Below are 17,016 nucleotides of genomic sequence, written 5' to 3'. Positions count from 1 at the left end.
GTCTGCTTGACGATGTTTCCGAACAATTCCAAGCACTATCCAGGTCTTCGACATGGCAGATCAGGACCATCCGTGCGGCTCTTCATCATTCGGGCGCTTGAAGATGTATCTGAAGGAATCAACCGGCTTGACGTTGCTTCTGGCTGCCCAGCCGATGCCATAGGCCTTTTCCGGCCCCTGGACGATGGAATAGGCCTTCGCCTCCTTCGAATAGTGGACTTCCTCGCCGCCATACCAGCCCCATTCGACCAGCTGGATGTTCGCTGTCGAACCACTGACGGTGCAGGAGTCGATCAGGGCGATATGCTCATAGGGTGAGGCAGCACAATGGGTGACGACCACATCGCCCTGCTGGATATCCTCGATCCTGGTCCGGCGCCGGGCGGTCGAGGCATAGGCATCGATGGAGGCCGAGGGGCTGCCGCCATAATAGTTGCCGACCAGCCCATTGCAGTCGAGCGTGATGAAATCCGTCGCATAGGCCTGGGCCGTCGCCCGGGCGCAGGGCTGTCCCGCAACATCCTTGCCAGTGCCGATACGGCCGATCGCATAAGCGAGGCGGAGCGTGTCGATGATCTCGTCGGGGCTGCCCTTACCGACAAAGGCCTGGATGAAGGTGGTGGCGTAGAAGTCCTCGGTCGGCTGGATCAGGCCGAGCGGCTGCTGGTCGAAGAAGAACTTGGTCCCGCACGGCTTGTTGACATTGCCATGGTGGGCCATCCGGAGCGCCGCCGTGAAGGCGGCATGCTCGCGCTGCATCACCTGGCCGGTGCCGGCCTTGCCGTTTCGGAAGTCCCAGCCCGAACCGTACATGCTGATACCAGCCGAGATCAGCTCATTGTTGAGCGGGCTGTAGAACTTCAGATAGGTGTATCGATCCAGATATTCTTTTGGTGTCACATCGCCCCCTCTGCCTTCGATGGACTGAAAAAATACTTCCAGTGCAACTATGCGTACCTGAATAGATCTATCTACTTCTGATCTTACTCTCCACGGCACCAACAGCACATCCTGCGAATAAGGGATGGCGGCGGCGTGGTCGGCGTCGCGCAGGACGCCTTACGAATTCCAGGCCATATCGCCATCATGTCGAACTGTGGCGGTACCAGGCGGCCATCAGGTGCCACAGCCGTTGTTTCGATTCTGCCTGGGCAGATAAGCGGGTTGCATCGCGACGATGAACCATTCGTAGCAATAGGGGTTCATCAGGGCTTCCTCCGAGGAGGTCACGTTTGGATCGCCCAGATGGGGCGTCACGCAGAAGGGATTGTCCCCCGTACCTGGATGCCCGTTTGCGCGAAAGATCGTATGGCAGCGCTCGTGAGCCACGGTCACGGCCCTATCATCCTGCGTTGGCATGATCTGCTCATCGAAATAGTGGCGTGTGAAGCGGACGGTCTCGTCCTTTGGATTGCGCGCATCGACAAAGGCGGCAAAGAAGCTCAGGGGCGAACCGCGAAAGGTTCCCATCGTGTAGAATTCGCGTCTGAACGGGCGGTCCAGGCTTGCCTGCAGGTTGGCGTAATTCTCCAACAGAACGGAGAAACTGAGCTGATCGGAGATATCGCCGGCCTGCTCCGGCAGCCCCTTGAAGCCCGAGAATTCCCGTGTCAGTCGTTGCACGACATCCGCTGGCGCGGGCAAATCGTCTTCCCGGAAAGAGTTGATATGGAAGACGTTGAGTATCTTTAATTTCGTCTCATAGTAAAGGTAGTTGCGCGGCATGATAACCAAGCCACCGTCCTTGCCTATCCCGCCAACCAGACGAAGCCTCGCGACCACGTTGGCTACCATGACCTTGGCTCGGGCAATATCGTCCTTGACCAACGCCTTCTGGTCGTCCTTGAAGAAGAAATAGTCCGGATCGTCCTTTTCCTTTTCAACGAGTTCGCCGTCGATCTTTGCCATCGTCATCTTGCCAACGATGGAATCCGGGCTTTGTTGATAGGTGTGGTTGATGACTTCCTTGCCCTTGCGCGATTTGTAGGCCTTCACCGTCTTCTCGGTGGTCTCGCCATATTTGGCATCGCTCAGTTCGGCACGTTCGATATTTGCCTCATCGAACAACTGCATGAGCGCACGCTGGACCTTGGACACGTGCTCACCGGACGCTCCGCGCAGGATGTGGGCCGGATCGGAAACCGCCGCGGCCTCGAGCCTGCTGTCGCCACCGAAGCTCTTCGACTGTAATGCCATCGCCTTCTCCTGGACTTTTCGAGAGGTGCCTGTACCCGACCGGCCTGATGCATCGCTGGCTTGGCTGAGGATTCCTAGGCGGCAGAGATCCGCCGCTTAACACACTGCATAAGAGAACTCCCCGTTCTCCACCCCCACCCTGGCTTCCTCGATCTGCTGCCCCGCGATGGCCTTACCGAGAATCTGCTGGGACAGCGCCGGCAGCAGCGTGTTGGTGACGATGTTGTCGACCATGCGCGCCCCCGAATCCGGATCGTTGCACTGGGAAACGATCTTCTCGACCACGGCATCGTCATAGCTGAACCTGGCGCCGTGATTGTCGCGGATGCGCTTGCCAATGCGATCAAGCTGCAGGCGCACGATGGCGCCCAGCATGTCACCGGACAGCGGGTAATAGGGAATGGTGACGATGCGCCCCAACAGCGCCGGCGGGAAGACCTGCAGGAGATGCGGCTTGAGCTCGACCGCCAGCGCCTCCGGATCGGGCTTTTGCGCGCCGTTCGCCGCGGCATCCATGATCATGTCGGTGCCGGCATTGGTGGTGAGGATGATCAGCGTATTCCTGAAATCGATGCGCCGGCCCGAACCATCCTCCATCACCCCCTTGTCGAAGACCTGGAAGAAGATTTCGTGCACGTCGGGGTGGGCCTTCTCCACCTCGTCGAGCAGCACCACGCTATAGGGCCGGCGGCGCACGGCCTCGGTGAGCCGGCCGCCTTCGCCATAGCCGACATAGCCGGGCGGTGCCCCCTTCAGGGTCGAGACCGTATGCGCCTCCTGGAACTCCGACATGTTGATGGTGATCATGTTCTGCTCACCGCCATAGAGCGCCTCGGCCAGCGCCAGCGCCGTCTCGGTCTTGCCGACTCCGGACGGGCCGGCAAGCATGAAGACGCCGATGGGCTTGTCGGGATTGTCGAGCTTGGCGCGGTTGGTCTGGATGCGCCGGGCGATCATCTTCAGGCCATGATCCTGGCCGACCACGCGCCTGGCCAGAATGTCGCCGAGATTGAGGATGGTCTCGACCTCGTCCTTGACCATGCGGCCGACGGGAATGCCGGTCCAGTCCGAGACCACCGAGGCCACGGGCTGCTCGTCGACATAGGGATAGACCATACGTTTTTCGGGATCGATGGCGGCAAGGTCGGCCATGATGCCGGTGAGCTTGCCGCGAGCCGCATCGGCGCCCTCCCCGCCTTCGGCGATAGCACGGCGGGCCGCCATCAGCTCGGCGACAACAGCCTTCTCCTCGCCCCAGGCCTTCTCCAGCGACGCCAGCTTCTCCCTGGCGGCAGTGATGGTCTCCGTCACCTCGCCGATGCGTTTCTCGTCGGCATTGCCGACATCGCGTTCACGCTCCAGGGCCTTCAACTCGCGCTCGCCTGCCTCGATGGCGACGCGCACATCCTCGACCGCCGCCGGCGTCGCATTCTGTGAGACCGCCACGCGCGCGGCCGCCGTGTCGAGCAGGCTGACAGCCTTGTCCGGCAGCTGGCGCGAAGGGATGTAACGGCTCGACAGCTTGACGGCGGCGACCACCGCGGCTTCCGAGATATGGACGTTGTGATGCTTTTCCATCGGCGCCAGCAGGCCGCGCATCATGTTGCAGCACTGCTCGATGCCGGGCTCGCCGACATTGATCGGCTGGAAGCGGCGGGTCAGCGCCGGATCCTTCTCGATGTGCTGGCGGTATTCCGACCAGGTCGTCGCGGCGATCGTCCTCAGCGTGCCCCGGGCCAAAGCGGGCTTGAGCAGGTTGGCGGCGTCCCCCGTGCCAGCCGCACCGCCAGCGCCGATCAAGGTATGCGCCTCATCGATGAACAGGATGATCGGTATCGCCGAAGCCTGGACCTGGTCGATCACCGAGCGCAGGCGCTGCTCGAACTCGCCCTTCATCGAGGCGCCGGCCTGCATCAGGCCGATGTCGAGCGCGTAGAGCTTGTTGCCCTTGAGCGGCGGCGGCACGTCGCCGGCCGCGATGCGCTGGGCAAAGCCTTCGACCACCGCGGTCTTGCCGACGCCGGCCTCGCCGGTGAGGATGGGATTGTTCTGCCGCCGGCGCATCAGGACGTCGATGACCTGGCGGATCTCCTCGTCGCGGCCGACGATGGGATCCATCGTACCGCTGGCGGCGCGCTCGGTCAGGTCGACGGCGTAGCGGTCGAGAGCGCTGGTACCCTTGGCGGCAGGCCCTGCCTCCCCGCCCGCTCCCTTGGCGACCGGTCCCGAGCCGTCCATCGGACGCATGTTTTCTTCGGCAGATTGCTGCCAGATCTTGCGATGTTCGTTGGTGAGTTGCTCCACGTCGATCAGACGGAACTGCTTGGACAGGCCGTTGAGCGTGCGCGCCAGGCGTGGCTCCTTCAGGATGGCGGTGAGCACATGCCCGGTGCGCACCTGGGTTTCGCCGAACATCAGGGTGGCATAGTTCCAGCCCTGGCTGAGCGCGTCGAAAATGTCGTCGGAAAAGCCCGGCAGCTCGGTCTTGTTCATGGCAAAGCCGGCGGTGACGGCATTGAGGTCGGCCGAGAGCCGGCCGGCATCGAGTTTGAAATGAGTAACCGTCAAGGCAAGGTCGCTGCGGTCGGCCTGCAGCACCGCCTGCAGCCAATGTGCCAGTTCCAGATTGCGGTTGCCCGCTCCCTGCGCCAGGCGAAAGGCCTGCATGAAGCTGTCATAGCCGAGCGGATTGAGCTTGCCGGTGAGGACTTCGAGGCTGACATCGGCCATGGCTACGACCCTTTTTTCGGTTTGCGACGCCGCTCAGCGCGGATCTCGGCGGGATGGAAATGGCAGTCCCAGCGCATGCGATCGGATGCAGGATCGGCAGCCCCCTTCCTGCCCATCCAGCAGGTCCATCCCAGGCGGCCGAAGCCGCCAAGCTGGGCGGGTTTGGTCTTGCTTTCCGCCAGGCCGAATTCGACGTCGTAGATGAAGGTTTCACCGAGATAGAAGCGGATGATGTCGGCGAGGGGCTCGAAATGAAGGCCATCGGGCAGGAAGGTCTCCAACTCGTCGAGATTGGCGACTTCCAGCCTGATGCGGAACTTGTCCTTGAGGCTGTAGGCCGAGCGGCCGATGATACTGTCGACGCCGAGCGCACAGCTGCCTGCTGCCAGCACGGCCTGCTCGCGCGCCTCGAGCGGCAACCACACCCCAACGAATTCCTGCACCTCGACCTTGGCATCGAACAGCCAGCCGAGCATGCCCTCGATGCGCGAGGCGCTCTTGATCGCCGGCGCCATCAGGCCGGCCAGTGCCAGCTTTGAGAAATCATGCAGTTGGCCGCGCCCGCGCATGGCCGGCGTGCCGATGCCGATCATGGCGCCGAGATAGGTGAGGAACTGGTTTTCCTCTGGCCGGTCCGCCTGTACGGCCGGCCGGGCATTGGCCCAGGCCCGGAAGAACAATTGCTGGAAGCGGTTGTTGAAGATGTCGAGGAAACGCGCGAAAGCCACGTCGCGCATATTGGCCCAATGGGTCGCTTCATAGCTGGTGTGCAGCGGCAGGGCGCCCTGCGGCCCCAGCATGCCGAGGAAGCGACTCTCGACCGCGGCAGGACCTCCCTCGGATGGGGCAACGTGGCTGACGTTGTCGTCGGAAAAATCGATGTGGGGCTGCTGGCCTAGCTTCGCTACCGCTTCGGCCGAGGACGCACTCTCGCCGATGCGCGGCTTGGCACCTGCCAGGTGCTCGAGGCGGCGCAGAAGGTCGAGGAAGTCTCGACTGCCCGGCTCCTGAGCAAAGGGCGATTTATCCGAACCGCCCTTTTTCTCTAACTCGTTGTTGTGGCGCACTTTCTCAACCGAAAAGTCTATCGGCTCTTCCGGAAAACGCTCCTGCGGAAGGTCGGGAGGCGTGCTCATAGCTGCTGCCGCCGCCCGAGCTGCGCCGGCCAGCGCATGATCTCGCCGCGTTCGGTCGAGCGGATCACGGTCTCGACCACGTTGTTCAGGCCGACGAATTCGGTGAGAAAACGATCGAGGATGGCGCCGAGCAGAAAAATGCCGCTGCCTTCGAAATGCTTTTCGTCGAGTGTCACCGTGACTTCCAGCCCGCGCACCACGCCCGCGCCTGTGCGTTGACGGATGCGCCGGGTGATCGGCCTGCTGTCGACGGCAATGACGCCCTGGATGCGTCGTTCGATGGCCGCGCTGCCGCGCGTAGCGAAGAGCGAGAGGATCTCGCGCAACGACGCGGCCGAATCCCGCGTACCATAGCCGGAGAGCCCGAGATGATTGAGGCTGAGCATGCTGATCAGCCGCCAGGCCGAGGTACCGCCCGCGCCATGCTGGCCGCGTGCCTCCGGATCGGTGGCGATGGAATCGCGCGGCAGGGTCGGTCCGACCACGCAGTCCACCCTCAGCGTGGTCTTGTCTTCGAGAATGAAATCGGCCCCTCCCTGCCCAACCGGCAGATGTTCGGTGAGGTGGCGGTTGGAGCACAGCGCCCGCAGGCTGAGTTCGGCGACGTGGAGGCCATCAGGCCTGTCGCGGTGATTGGTGAGCGTGACGAACATGTCGCTGCCGACATATTGCGTCGGCTGAGCATTGCGCCGTTCCTCCTGCGAGCGGCGGCGGGGCAAGCGCCGCACGGTATAGAACATCGTCTGGGTGGCGGAGACCCCGAGCGGCGGAGCGGCGTAGAGCGGATAGACCTCCATCTTGTCACCGCTGCCGGTGACGTGGGCATGCATCCGGATCAGGCGGTGGGCCTCGAAATCGAGATGACGCGAGCGATCGGTGACGACATGGTACTCATGCTCGTTGTCCTTCACGGGCACGCGCGCCAGCTGCATCTCGAAGAGGTTGGAGCCAGCGGCGGCGTAAAGGGCGAAGCTGTCGGCCCTCACCACGGATTGCAGCCGGCTGTCACCCTGGCTGAAGGCGATGACGATATCGCAGCGATTGGTGCGGATCGCCGAGAGGACAGGCTTGAGATTGGTGAGCTTGAAGCCGAGGAATTTCGCCGGCAGTACGAAATATTCGCGCAGGAGATCGAAGCCCCTGAACACCCGCCGGTCGGACGGAAACAACGGTTCGTCGGGCGCAAAGCCGATCTGGGCCAGGCAGCTCCTGGGCAGCGGCAGGATGACGGGATCGCCGGCCTCGTCGAGATAGCGAACATAGATGCCGGTGGTGGCGCCGAAGAGCTGCTCGTAGAGCCTGACGGCATCGCCCTCCTGGCCGATGATATGGAACGTAAGCTCATCGGTCCGGCAGTTGGCAAACCAGCAATCGGGCCGCTGTGCCACCTGCTTGTCGGCCGGCTCGGTGAGGCGGTCGGCGGCGGAGCGCCGCAACAGGGACAGCCTGAGGCCCGCCTGGCTGGTGGGGCCAGCCTCGATGCCGAGAGCCTGCAGCGTCGCCGGCCCGCTCAGGAATTCGGCCTGGCCGAGTTCGAACGGCCACAAGGTGATCTCGCTGGCGAGGCGATATTTGCAGGCAATCCGGCGTTCACGCTCGACGAAGCGCGCATCGGCATAGGAGCCGGCGGCGATCTTCATGCCATCCTTGAGATTGGGGTCGCCATAGGGCGGCTCCACCCGCAGCAGCGCTGCCGATGGCACCGGCGCCAGATAATCGGGCACGAGCTGGTCGAGCAGATTGTCGGTGAACTCGGCATATTCATGCTTGAGCTTGAGCTGCACGCGGGAGGCCAGATAAGCGGTGCCTTCGAGCAACCCCGCAATCATCGGGTCGGTGTTGTTCTCCAAAAGCCCACCCAGGCGCTCGGCAACACCGGGAAATTCAGCCGCGAACTGCCTGGCTTCCTCCTTGAGAATGCCAAGTTCACGATTGTAGAGCTCGAGAAATTCACGGTTCATGGCATCACAATTTGAAGACTCTGATCTTGCCGCTCTCCACCTCGACGTCCGCCACGAACTCTATCGGGATATCGGTGGGCGTCGACACCATTTCGGCGCTGATGTGGAACCTCAGTTGGCCGGAAGCGCTATCGTCGAGCGGCTCGCCGGATATGGTGACCGTGCCGGGTACCAGCCGGCAGTCATAAAGCTCCAGCCTCTGCTTGAGCAGATGGGCGACCCGTCGCGCCGCCTCGGGACTGGCAACGATCGCGGTCAGATCCGGTACGCCGAAATTGAGGATCGAGGCCGCCACGGCGTCGAAGCCGTTGAGATCCTCGATCGCCGCCAGCTCGACGGTGTTGAGCAAGGAGGCAAGGTCCTCGCCCAATTCCGAACGCAGCACGGTCTCGCCGACGGCCGAACGCGGTGAGGTGCGCCGCCCGGCAATGACCCGCTCGCCGGCATCGTTGCGATTGTCGATAGGCTTGGCGGCATCGCGCAGGCGGAAAGCCTCCCGAAAGGCATGCATGATGGGAGGTACGAAACGATCGCTCTTGACGGCACGGAAACGGCTCAATGGATCTTCCACATGCTGGAGCGTCTCGAGCCGAACCTCGAAGACGCGTCGAAACAAGGAATTGGTCCCTCAGTCGTGTTTTCGGCGTCGGTGATCGCCTAGCCGTCACTGAAAACCGGCATGAGGTTCTGCTTGCACTGTAGTTCCAAGTCCCGCGGGCCGACGGATCAGCCCCTGCCGAGGCCGGGCGGCCGCCACGCTCGTGCGGCCGCCCGGATCCGAAAGGCGAGGATTTACTGATCCTTGCCCGTGGCGACATTGTAGGTGAATTCGATCGAACCGCCATCGGCAGCGCCGGACTTGTCCTGCGGCTGGTACTCGTGGTTGATCTTCTCATAGGTGACCGAGAAGCTCTCCATCGCGCCGCCGTCGGACCCACCGCTCGTCTGATAGCTGGTGATGAAGCAGTTGGTCAGGGTGATGGTGATATAGGTGAGCTTGTCTTCGCCCGCCGCCTTGCGCACGACGAGCTTGACCTCGTCGATGTGATTGCCGAAGGCGCAATATTTGAAGATGTTGGCGGAAGCCTTGTCCGCCGCCTTGGTGCAATGCAGGTCCTGCAGGACCGACTTGCCCTTGCCGCCGCCGGTGCCGCTGCCGAAGGTCGAGGAGTTCGAGCCGCCGATGCTCCAGCTCAACAGCTCCATGTAACCGTCGAGGCTGTCCTGCTGGGTTTCACCCTCGATACCATTGATCTGAAGTAGTGCGTCTGATTGGGCCATTTTACTCTCCTGTGATGTGAGCGGATGTGCCTTTTTCCGAAGGCGTCCGTCGGATTGAATTGGCCAAGCGGGATCGTTCGCTCGCCGGAGCGTTCAGGCGGACCCGCTTGGATTGTCGTGTTACTTCTGGCTATTGGGCAGTCTCGAGACGAGACTGATGCCGATATCCATTCCTTCCAGCTGGTAGTGTGGCCTCAGATAGAACCTGGCGGCGTAGTAGCCGGGGTTTTCCTCGTCGGGGAACACTTCGACCTTGGCCGCGGCCAGCGGTTTCTTGGCCTTGATTGCCTCGGTCGAGTTCTTGGGATCGCCGTCGACATAACGATTGATCCAGGTCTGCAGCCATTTCTGCAGTTGGTCCTGCTCCATCGTGGCGCCGATCTTGTCCCGCACCATGCATTTGAGATAATGCGCGAAGCGCGACACCGCGAACATGTAAGGCAGCCGGGCCGAGAGGTTTTCGGAAGCGGTCGCGTCGTCTGTATCCATTTTCCGGGGCTTGTACAGCGACTGGGCACCGATGAAGGCCGCCTTGTCGGTGTTCTTGCGATGGATCAGCGGCAGCACGCCCGACTTCGACAGTTCCGCCTCGCGCCGATCGCTGATGGCGATTTCGGTGGGGCATTTGAGGTCGATGCCGCCGTCGTCGGTGGGGAAGGTATGGGTGGGCAGGTTGACGACTTCGCCGCCCGACTGGACGCCACGGATGCGCACCGTCCAGCCATATTCCTTGAAGGCTCGGTTGACATTGACTGCCATGGCGTAGGCCGCGTTCATCCAGGCATATTTCCTGCCCTGATGGCCGTCCGTGTCCTCCTCGAAAGCAAACTCTTCCACCGGTTCCGACTTGGCGCCATAAGGCTGGCGCGACAGGACGCGCGGCATGCACAGGCCGACATAGCGTGAATCGGGCTGATCACGCAGCGAGCGGAAAGCGGCGTAATCGGGCGTATCGAAGATCTTGCCGATGTCACGCGGATTGGTGAGCTCGTTCCAGCTGTCCATGCCGAACAAGGCCGGATTGGCCGCCGCAAAGAAGGGCGCATGGGCCGAGGCAGCGACCTTGCTGATGTCGCGCAGCAGCTGCACGTCGGGCGGCGAGTGGTCGAAGTAATAGTCGCCGACCAGGGCGCCATAGGGGTCACCGCCCAGCTGCCCATACTCGGCTTCGTAGAGCTTCTTGAAGATCGGGCTCTGGTCCCAGCGAGCGCCGGGATAGACCTTGAACTCGCGGAAGAGCTCTTCCTTCGACACGTTCATGAAGCGGATCTTCAGCGTGGTGTCGGTTTCGGAATTGAAGACGAGATAATTGAGGCCGCGCCAGGCACTCTCCAATTTCTGGAATTCGGGCGCATGGATGACTTCGTTGAGCTGGATCGACAACTGCTCGTCGAGCTTGGCGATCATCGAATCGATGGTATCGAGGACGTCTTCCTTGACCAGCGAGGTATCTTCGAGCGCCTGGCGGACCAGGGTGTTGACGGCATTCTCGACCTCGGTGGCAGCACTGTCGTTGCGCGGCTTGAAGCTCTTGCGCAACAGGCTGGAAAAGCTCTCCAGGTCACGGGTTTCGGTCGCGGGAACGGTCTGGGGGGTAGCGGCTGTTTCGGCCATGTGGCTGAACTCCTGACTTGATCTTCTGGCTTGATCTACTGGCGGGAGCCGCCGTCAGTTCTCTTCAGGCTTGGCCTGCTCGCTATTGTCCTTGAGCAGCCGCATGAGTTCGGGGTCCTTCAACAGGGCCTTGATCTGATCCTCGGCCGCAACCTTGCCGTCCATGTAGCGCTGCAGATTGGCGAGCTGCTCGCGCGCCTTCAACAGCTTGGCCAGCGCCGGTATGTTGCGGACGACCTGGGCCGGGTTGAAGTCGCTCATCTTTTCGAAGCTGAGCTTGACCGACATCTTCTCGTCGCCCTTGGCGTCACCGAGCCGGTTGGTCACCTTGAAGCTGGTACCGGGCTTGATGGCCTTCATGCGGTCGTCGAAATTGTCCATGTCGATGTCGAGATATTTGCGCTCGGCGATCGGCGCCTTCTCGACCTCGGATGCATTGCCGGACAGGTCCGACATCACCGCCATGACAAAGGGAATCTCGACGAGTTTTTCCGCATTGTAGGGGTCTTCATACTGGATCTGGACGCGCGGCGGGCGGTTGCGCTTGATGAACTTCTGTCCGCTGTCAGCCATGACTTTGCCTCTTTCCTCGACACTGCGCTGGGAGTTCCCGCCCGCCGAAGGAGACCGGCAGAAGAGGTCCAACCATCGCACTTGAATTCATTGAGGTTGGTGAGCGCCGGCCCAGCGGGCGGTGTCATCCCCCTTGCGAAACCAATCTTGCGCCAAACCCCCTTCCCCGTAATCCCCTATTTGGGGGGCCGGCACCGAGCCCCCTCCGTCGAATACTGTGATCGATGGCACATACCGACTCTCTCAAGGTAAAACCGGCCGTGCTGCGGGAATTTCGGGAAACGAGACTGGCCCGATGTCAGTCTAGACAGGCCAAGTGATTCCGGCGTGACACCATGCAGGGAGCGCACCTGCAAGAGGCCTTGATCCACCCGGCACCGGCCCGATGCAATCACGAGCCGGTAATCTTGTGACGAAGACTTCCCCCTGCTCGCCTCCTTGTGAATGTTACGACGATCAGAGAAGCGTGCGGCGGTGACTGAGCCTGTTGGAGGCGTATCTTCTCTTAACTCAGTATAGAACGCAAGATTGATTCCAAGCCCAAGATGAGGCCTAAAAAGGAGTAGGCAATCGAGCCGACATATGGAGAGAAAGTCCGACAAAAGCGGGTCGACCCAGGCAAAGGCTCGAACTGCGCCAGGCGTTCACCCCGCCGCGCGAGGAGGGCTCGGATATTTTCGAGCTTCGGTCCGTTCCGTCGGATTTCCGGTGCGCCTAGGAAGCTGTCGCAGGCTGTGACAGCCTCTTAGCGCGGCATATTGATGACGCCCATGCTCGAGGCTTCAAAGACGGCCTCGGCACGCGAATTCACTTCGAGCTTCTGGTAGATGTTCTTGACATAGGTCGCCACGGTGCTGCGGCCGATCTTGAGTATGTCGCCGATCTCCACGAAGGTGAAACCGCGCGCCAAGAGCTTGAGCACTTCGAGCTCGCGCTTCGATAGCAATTCGAGGCCCTTCTTGTCCGCTTCCTGCTCGCGCGGCTGGAACTCCTTGAGCAATTGGCGGGCAATGACCGGACTGATCGGCGAACCACCGCGCCGTACCTCGCGGATACTCTCGGCAAAGCTGTCGAAACGCTCATCCTTCAAAAGATAGCCGCGCGCGCCGGCCTTGATGCTCTCCAATACCTTGTCCTGGTCGGCGAAAATCGTGATGACCATGATATCGACGTCGGCATATTTCTGGGCCGCATAGCGGATGAGGCCGATGCCGGAACCATCCGGCAGCCCGAGATCGCACAGCAACACGTCGAACCCGCCCTTGTCGATCAGGGTTTTGCCGGTGGCGGTATTCGGCGCGCTGGCCGTGACCGAGATATCCGGCGCCGCTTCCAGCGCCGCGGTGATGCGTTCGAGGGCCGCCGGGTCGTCTTCGACCACGGCAACCCGGACGATGGGTTGGGGTGCTTGCGCGGAGGGTGCATCCGTCATGGTGTGATATCCTCCAGTCCGGCGTTGTCTTCGCGACGGAACGGCGATCAACGCTGCAAGGCGCGCTCGCAACCCATCCGCCCGGTGCTGCCGGAACCGTTTATTTGCCTGCTCCCCGCGAGCTTGCCAATCCCCGCCTTTGGCGTCAATCGCGCTGTCACAGGCCGCTCGATCCGGCGCGCCTTGGATAGACCGGCCGCGCCGGCCAAAGCGGGACCAAGCCCTCTCGCCACAGTTCCCCGCCCCGACTCCCTTGTTTGAAGGATGTGCCATGGGTCGCCTCGGCCTATGATCGGCGTGCACCATTGCCGTGGCGTGACAAAACCACTGCAATCGGACAGATTAGGCGACCAGCTCGTGCGTTCGCTCCTCACTGACGCGGAACAGGAAGTGGCTGATGGGACAACCGGCTTCACGTCTAGGCGACATGCATGTCTGCCCGCTGGTGAATGTGCTGGTGCCCCATGTCGGTGGCCCGATCGTGATGGCGTCGGTGAATGTCTTCACCGGCGGCCAGCCGCAAGCGCGGGTCGGGGATCTCTGCATCTGCGTCGGGCCGCCCGACGTGATCGCGCTGGGCTCGACCACCGTCCTGGTCAATGGCCAGTTGGCGGCGCGCATCGGCGACCTCACCGCCCATGGCGGCACGATCGTGGGCATGTGGCCGACCGTACTCATTGGCGGGTAGTCATCTCGACGCCGGCCGTTCCCCGCATCCACTTCCCGGCTGTTTGCCAAGGCAATTAAGGCCACACTCGAGGTCGGCCCGACGGCGACACCCGGTCTGCCCGGCAATCGCCCGAAATGCCGATATACGCCGGGGCTGACCGGCAACATCGTTAATTGGGACTATGTCTGGGAGCCGCTCAAACCGCGCAGCGCCGCCAAGGGTCCAAATTAGATTGCCTGGAAGGATTGCGGGCCGGATTCGCGCAATGATTGCAACGCCCCGGCCCCGATCACCCGTCATGCATGGTTACAAGAAGCGCAGCAGATGAATATTTTTGGTGCGCACCCAACGGATCATGCTGAAATTCACATAGGTCCCGAGACTGAAATAATTGCCCGTGGGTGAAACTTGCTCAAATATTTTTTCCGTCCATTCGTCCACGGGAAAAACCATGGCCGCTTTCGCATGGAAGGGACTCCATGGATCGAGATCTACCACCTTGATGATGTTCTCGTTCGCCGTTTTATCCTCCAGAAGCGGCACGTGGACGGCTTGCCGGCCATTCATATTGTACCAGTAGACCTGGCTTGGTGGATCAAGGACGACAAAATCGACATTGGTATTGGCCGGTAATTCGACGCTCGTCTCGACCACATCGTCAAAGCCACCAAGAATACTGAAATCCACCTGTTGAAATTTCGCCTTGTTGGAGTCGCCAAGGAAGAATCGCCCTACCGCAACAGGTTTAAAGGGACATTTGGCGGTCGTGATGGCGGATTTCTGAAGCGGCGCGATCCAGACTTCCTGCGAAAAGGCCCGTTCATTTGGCCCGACGCCCTGCGATAGCGTCGGCACGCTCAAGGCATCGCGCAGCGCCTCGTCTCGGGTGGTTCCTTTTCCCCAGGCCAGGTGATCGAACACAGCGCCCGGCTTGATGAGGCTCTCATCGGCAGCCTGATACTGGCTATAGTAAAACAACAGCAGGATACCCATTCGCGGATTGGAGGCGCGTTCGCCGGCTATGGTTTGCCTGACCTGGTCCAGTGCCTGCGTGACCTTTTCCTTCTGGATGTAGTCGTTGACCAGGTTGAGGACGAAATTGACCCCTTCGAAGGCCAGCTGGATCCCGGCTATCGTCGCCATGCCCTTGGGGGACGGTCCCACGAATTCCGGCACGCTGTTGTCCGCTATCCCGATCGAATAGCTGCCGCCGGAGCCGCCCCCCGATCCTCCCGATGGCGGCACCGGCTTGCCGTCGGCGCCGATGGTGCGTGGATTCAGTCCGAGTAATTTCCGGCCTACCGCCACGTCCTCGACGCCGCTGCGGTCGCCAATGCTGCATTCCGGCGCCAGTCTGACACCGAGCGCGGGTGCCGCATTCTGCACCTTCCTGTCGAAGGTCCACAAACGCGCGTTGATGGCCTTGGCCTGTGCCACGACAAACACGTCACCGGGCTTCGTGGTATCGTCCTTGCGCGAGAAATCCTTCAACTGCGGCCGATTGGGAGCAGGAGCATATTGGATGTTGTCGGCATAGACGTCGCCCCGGTCCTTGATGCTGCCTGCCGGGGCGATCGTGATCCGCGCATCCTTGAGCAGCCAATCATACTCGCCGCCTTGTTTTTGCGTTTGCGCCCGCGTCACCAACTCGTCGTAAGCAGCGCGTGAAATATAAACTGGCGTACCGGCGTTTAAGTATTTCTTCAAACTCTCAGCAGCCGGCTGATTATTTCTCGCGATCGATGTAATTACGTTCTTATCCAGCATGATGGGGTCAGCCATAGGGACTCCAATTGATTTTAACCGGAAGTTTTTGCGTTTTTCTATATTATTAATACTTCAGTACCATAACGTAGTTGGCTTAAATATTTACTGAGAAAAACATTATGAACAAATGCTATCGGTAATTCTCTTGTCGATCTTTATCGATTCAAGGAGAATTGGTAAGTGCTCAAAAGCACACTCTAGAAAACAGTGCTGAAAATCGGACGTCGGATTTCTGAAAAAGCGACGCAGCAACAATATTTTACAATGTCACGCTCGATACAGTGAGCAAACACGATGCTGAAAAAAGATCAGTATTCTCTTTAGCAAAGCAAATCATGCCGGTCTTTTACATGAAGAAACAGCACGGCATTCTCAGGAGATGCTGTAGAGATTCTCAGCGCCTGTAACCTCTTGGAGGAAGAAGGGTTGCGTCCCTCCCCCAGGACATGCCCCTCAGTCTGTCTTTCTGTGCGCCGTCACTGGTCGCGCAGCTTGAGATAGCCCGCCGCCGTGGTAACGTCGCGGGCATTGGCGATCTCCTTGAGGAAAGGCGCGATGAAATCATCCGCCTCGAAGGCATCCTGCGCATTGATGCTGATCAGCGGCCGCGACGAGGCCACCGCGAACACCAGCATGGGGAAAAAGGCTGGCCGAGCTTCGCCCTCGATCTTGGCCGGCGCCGACAGGCTGAGTCCGGCCTCGATTTCTCCCGTCTTCATGGTGATGCAGGAGGCACAGAGCCGATTGATGTTCTGGATTCCGCCCTTATGGTCCATCACGAACAGATAGATGTTACGTTCGCCCGCCCCGGTCACGGAAACAGTAAGCGGGTCGCCCGGCGTCCCCTTGTCCGCGTCGCCGCCTCGAATTTCCGCTTTGCTCAACACCATCTTCAACGGCGGCGCGCCAACAACCGACATCCGGCGCAACGCCCCGACGAAGCCGCACTGCTGGTCGGAGACCGCATCGAGTTTCACCGTCGGCGCAAAACCCGCCTTCAGCTTGAAGGCATCGGCGAAGCTCTGGTCCGTCGCCGCCGTGCCGAGCGCGGTGACGCTTGCGGAACTCGCCGTTACATCGTCCGCCGTCGCAGAAAAGCAGCTATCCGCTCCAAAACCGGCGACGAAATCCCTGAGCGCGGCCGGCGTCGGTGATGTAACCGCCGCCAATTTGGTGCCTTCCAGCGCGGCTTTCGCCTTTGCAGCCAGATCATCGGGACAATCGGCACCGCATTGATCAAGGAACCGCCTGAGTGCTGTGGCATTCTTGCCGGCAGCCGTGAGCTGGGCCGCGAGGCGATCATGCTGCACGGTCAGTTCTTTTGCGGCATCGATACGGGTCCGGGCTTGCTGGGCGAGATCGCCGGGGCAGTCCGCGCCGCACTGCTCGAGGAAGCTCTTCAGCGCCGCCACGTCCTGACCAGCGCTCGCAAGCTGGTTTGCCAGGTCCGCACGGCGCTTGGCCTGCGCCTCCTGGGTGCTGATGCTGCCCCTCGCCTGGCGGGCGAGATCATCGGGGCAGTCCGCGCCGCACTGGTCGAGGAAACTCTTCAGCGCCGCCACGTCCTGGCCAGCGCTCGCAAGCCGGTTTGCCAGGTCCGCACGGCGCTTGGCCTGCGCCTCCTGGGTGCTGATGCTGTCTCTCGCCTGGCGGGCG

The 17,016-nt window shown here is 61.2% G+C and carries 13 protein-coding genes; 1 reads left to right on the top strand and 12 read right to left on the bottom strand.

What is annotated here, in order from left to right; all coding sequences use genetic code 11:
* Positions 1 to 60 precede the first annotated feature (60 nt).
* The 10 genes from QM672_RS19215 to QM672_RS19170 all read right to left on the bottom strand — a co-directional run bounded on the left by QM672_RS19215 (position 61) and on the right by QM672_RS19170 (position 12,923).
* Complete coding sequence (locus QM672_RS19215; RefSeq protein WP_068284329.1) at positions 61 to 900, bottom strand: hypothetical protein; 840 nt, start codon at positions 898 to 900, stop codon at positions 61 to 63.
* A gap of 216 nt (positions 901 to 1,116) precedes the next feature.
* Positions 1,117 to 2,196 carry a hypothetical protein gene (locus tag QM672_RS19210; protein WP_311943541.1) on the bottom strand — a complete coding sequence of 360 codons (1,080 nt, stop codon included), beginning with the start codon at positions 2,194 to 2,196 and terminating at the stop codon, positions 1,117 to 1,119.
* A gap of 96 nt (positions 2,197 to 2,292) precedes the next feature.
* Complete coding sequence (gene tssH, locus QM672_RS19205) at positions 2,293 to 4,926, bottom strand: type VI secretion system ATPase TssH (protein ID WP_415084471.1); 2,634 nt, start codon at positions 4,924 to 4,926, stop codon at positions 2,293 to 2,295.
* 2 nt (positions 4,927 to 4,928) lie between these two features.
* Positions 4,929 to 6,062: a type VI secretion system baseplate subunit TssG gene (gene tssG, locus QM672_RS19200; RefSeq protein ID WP_415084469.1), complete on the bottom strand. Its 1,134-nt coding sequence runs from the start codon at positions 6,060 to 6,062 to the stop codon at positions 4,929 to 4,931.
* Positions 6,059 to 8,023 carry a type VI secretion system baseplate subunit TssF gene (tssF, locus tag QM672_RS19195; RefSeq protein WP_415084467.1) on the bottom strand — a complete coding sequence of 655 codons (1,965 nt, stop codon included), beginning with the start codon at positions 8,021 to 8,023 and terminating at the stop codon, positions 6,059 to 6,061. Before tssF ends, tssG begins: the two co-directional genes overlap by 4 nt.
* 4 nt (positions 8,024 to 8,027) lie before the next feature.
* Positions 8,028 to 8,582 carry a type VI secretion system baseplate subunit TssE gene (locus QM672_RS19190; protein WP_322432232.1) on the bottom strand — a complete coding sequence of 185 codons (555 nt, stop codon included), beginning with the start codon at positions 8,580 to 8,582 and terminating at the stop codon, positions 8,028 to 8,030.
* A gap of 233 nt (positions 8,583 to 8,815) precedes the next feature.
* Positions 8,816 to 9,304, bottom strand: a complete 489-nt coding sequence (locus tag QM672_RS19185; protein WP_311943552.1) for a type VI secretion system tube protein Hcp — start codon at positions 9,302 to 9,304, stop codon at positions 8,816 to 8,818.
* Between the two features lie 120 nt (positions 9,305 to 9,424).
* Positions 9,425 to 10,918 (bottom strand): type VI secretion system contractile sheath large subunit, encoded by a 1,494-nt coding sequence (gene tssC, locus QM672_RS19180; RefSeq protein WP_311943554.1) that lies wholly within the window; start codon positions 10,916 to 10,918, stop codon positions 9,425 to 9,427.
* 54 nt (positions 10,919 to 10,972) lie between these two features.
* Positions 10,973 to 11,491, bottom strand: coding sequence for a type VI secretion system contractile sheath small subunit (tssB, locus tag QM672_RS19175; RefSeq protein ID WP_311943556.1), 519 nt, complete (start codon positions 11,489 to 11,491; stop codon positions 10,973 to 10,975).
* 745 nt (positions 11,492 to 12,236) lie between these two features.
* On the bottom strand, positions 12,237 to 12,923 hold the full coding sequence (locus tag QM672_RS19170; protein ID WP_311943558.1) for a response regulator transcription factor: 687 nt from the start codon (positions 12,921 to 12,923) through the stop codon (positions 12,237 to 12,239).
* 397 nt (positions 12,924 to 13,320) lie between these two features.
* On the opposite strand from QM672_RS19170, the gene QM672_RS19165 reads away from it, so the two are divergent.
* On the top strand, positions 13,321 to 13,611 hold the full coding sequence (locus tag QM672_RS19165) for a PAAR domain-containing protein (RefSeq protein ID WP_311943561.1): 291 nt from the start codon (positions 13,321 to 13,323) through the stop codon (positions 13,609 to 13,611).
* Positions 13,612 to 13,899: 288 nt separating this feature from the next.
* Here the strand turns inward: QM672_RS19165 and QM672_RS19160 are convergent, their stop codons facing one another.
* Positions 13,900 to 15,375, bottom strand: a complete 1,476-nt coding sequence (locus tag QM672_RS19160) for a PIN domain-containing protein (protein ID WP_415084463.1) — start codon at positions 15,373 to 15,375, stop codon at positions 13,900 to 13,902.
* Between the two features lie 461 nt (positions 15,376 to 15,836).
* Positions 15,837 to 16,922: a hypothetical protein gene (locus QM672_RS19155; RefSeq protein ID WP_415084461.1), complete on the bottom strand. Its 1,086-nt coding sequence runs from the start codon at positions 16,920 to 16,922 to the stop codon at positions 15,837 to 15,839.
* Between the last annotated feature and the right edge of the window lie 94 nt (positions 16,923 to 17,016).

Source organism: Labrys sp. (in: a-proteobacteria) (assembly GCF_047605565.1).
Classification (GTDB): Bacteria; Pseudomonadota; Alphaproteobacteria; order Rhizobiales; family Labraceae; genus Labrys; species Labrys neptuniae.
Note: the sequence above shows the minus strand (reverse complement) of the source record. Positions and strands in the feature narration are given on the sequence as shown.

What these genes read in the sequence shown, in the direction of transcription:
- QM672_RS19210 (WP_311943541.1), bottom strand. Translation starts at nt 2,196, where the DNA reads ATGGCATTACAGTCGAAGAGCTTCGGTGGCGACAGCAGGCTCGAGGCC.
- tssH (WP_415084471.1), bottom strand. Translation starts at nt 4,926, where the DNA reads ATGGCCGATGTCAGCCTCGAAGTCCTCACCGGCAAGCTCAATCCGCTC.
- tssG (WP_415084469.1), bottom strand. Translation starts at nt 6,062, where the DNA reads ATGAGCACGCCTCCCGACCTTCCGCAGGAGCGTTTTCCGGAAGAGCCG.
- tssF (WP_415084467.1), bottom strand. Translation starts at nt 8,023, where the DNA reads ATGAACCGTGAATTTCTCGAGCTCTACAATCGTGAACTTGGCATTCTC.
- QM672_RS19185 (WP_311943552.1), bottom strand. Translation starts at nt 9,304, where the DNA reads ATGGCCCAATCAGACGCACTACTTCAGATCAATGGTATCGAGGGTGAA.
- tssC (WP_311943554.1), bottom strand. Translation starts at nt 10,918, where the DNA reads ATGGCCGAAACAGCCGCTACCCCCCAGACCGTTCCCGCGACCGAAACC.
- tssB (WP_311943556.1), bottom strand. Translation starts at nt 11,491, where the DNA reads ATGGCTGACAGCGGACAGAAGTTCATCAAGCGCAACCGCCCGCCGCGC.
- QM672_RS19170 (WP_311943558.1), bottom strand. Translation starts at nt 12,923, where the DNA reads ATGACGGATGCACCCTCCGCGCAAGCACCCCAACCCATCGTCCGGGTT.
- QM672_RS19165 (WP_311943561.1), top strand. Translation starts at nt 13,321, where the DNA reads ATGGGACAACCGGCTTCACGTCTAGGCGACATGCATGTCTGCCCGCTG.
- QM672_RS19160 (WP_415084463.1), bottom strand. Translation starts at nt 15,375, where the DNA reads ATGGCTGACCCCATCATGCTGGATAAGAACGTAATTACATCGATCGCG.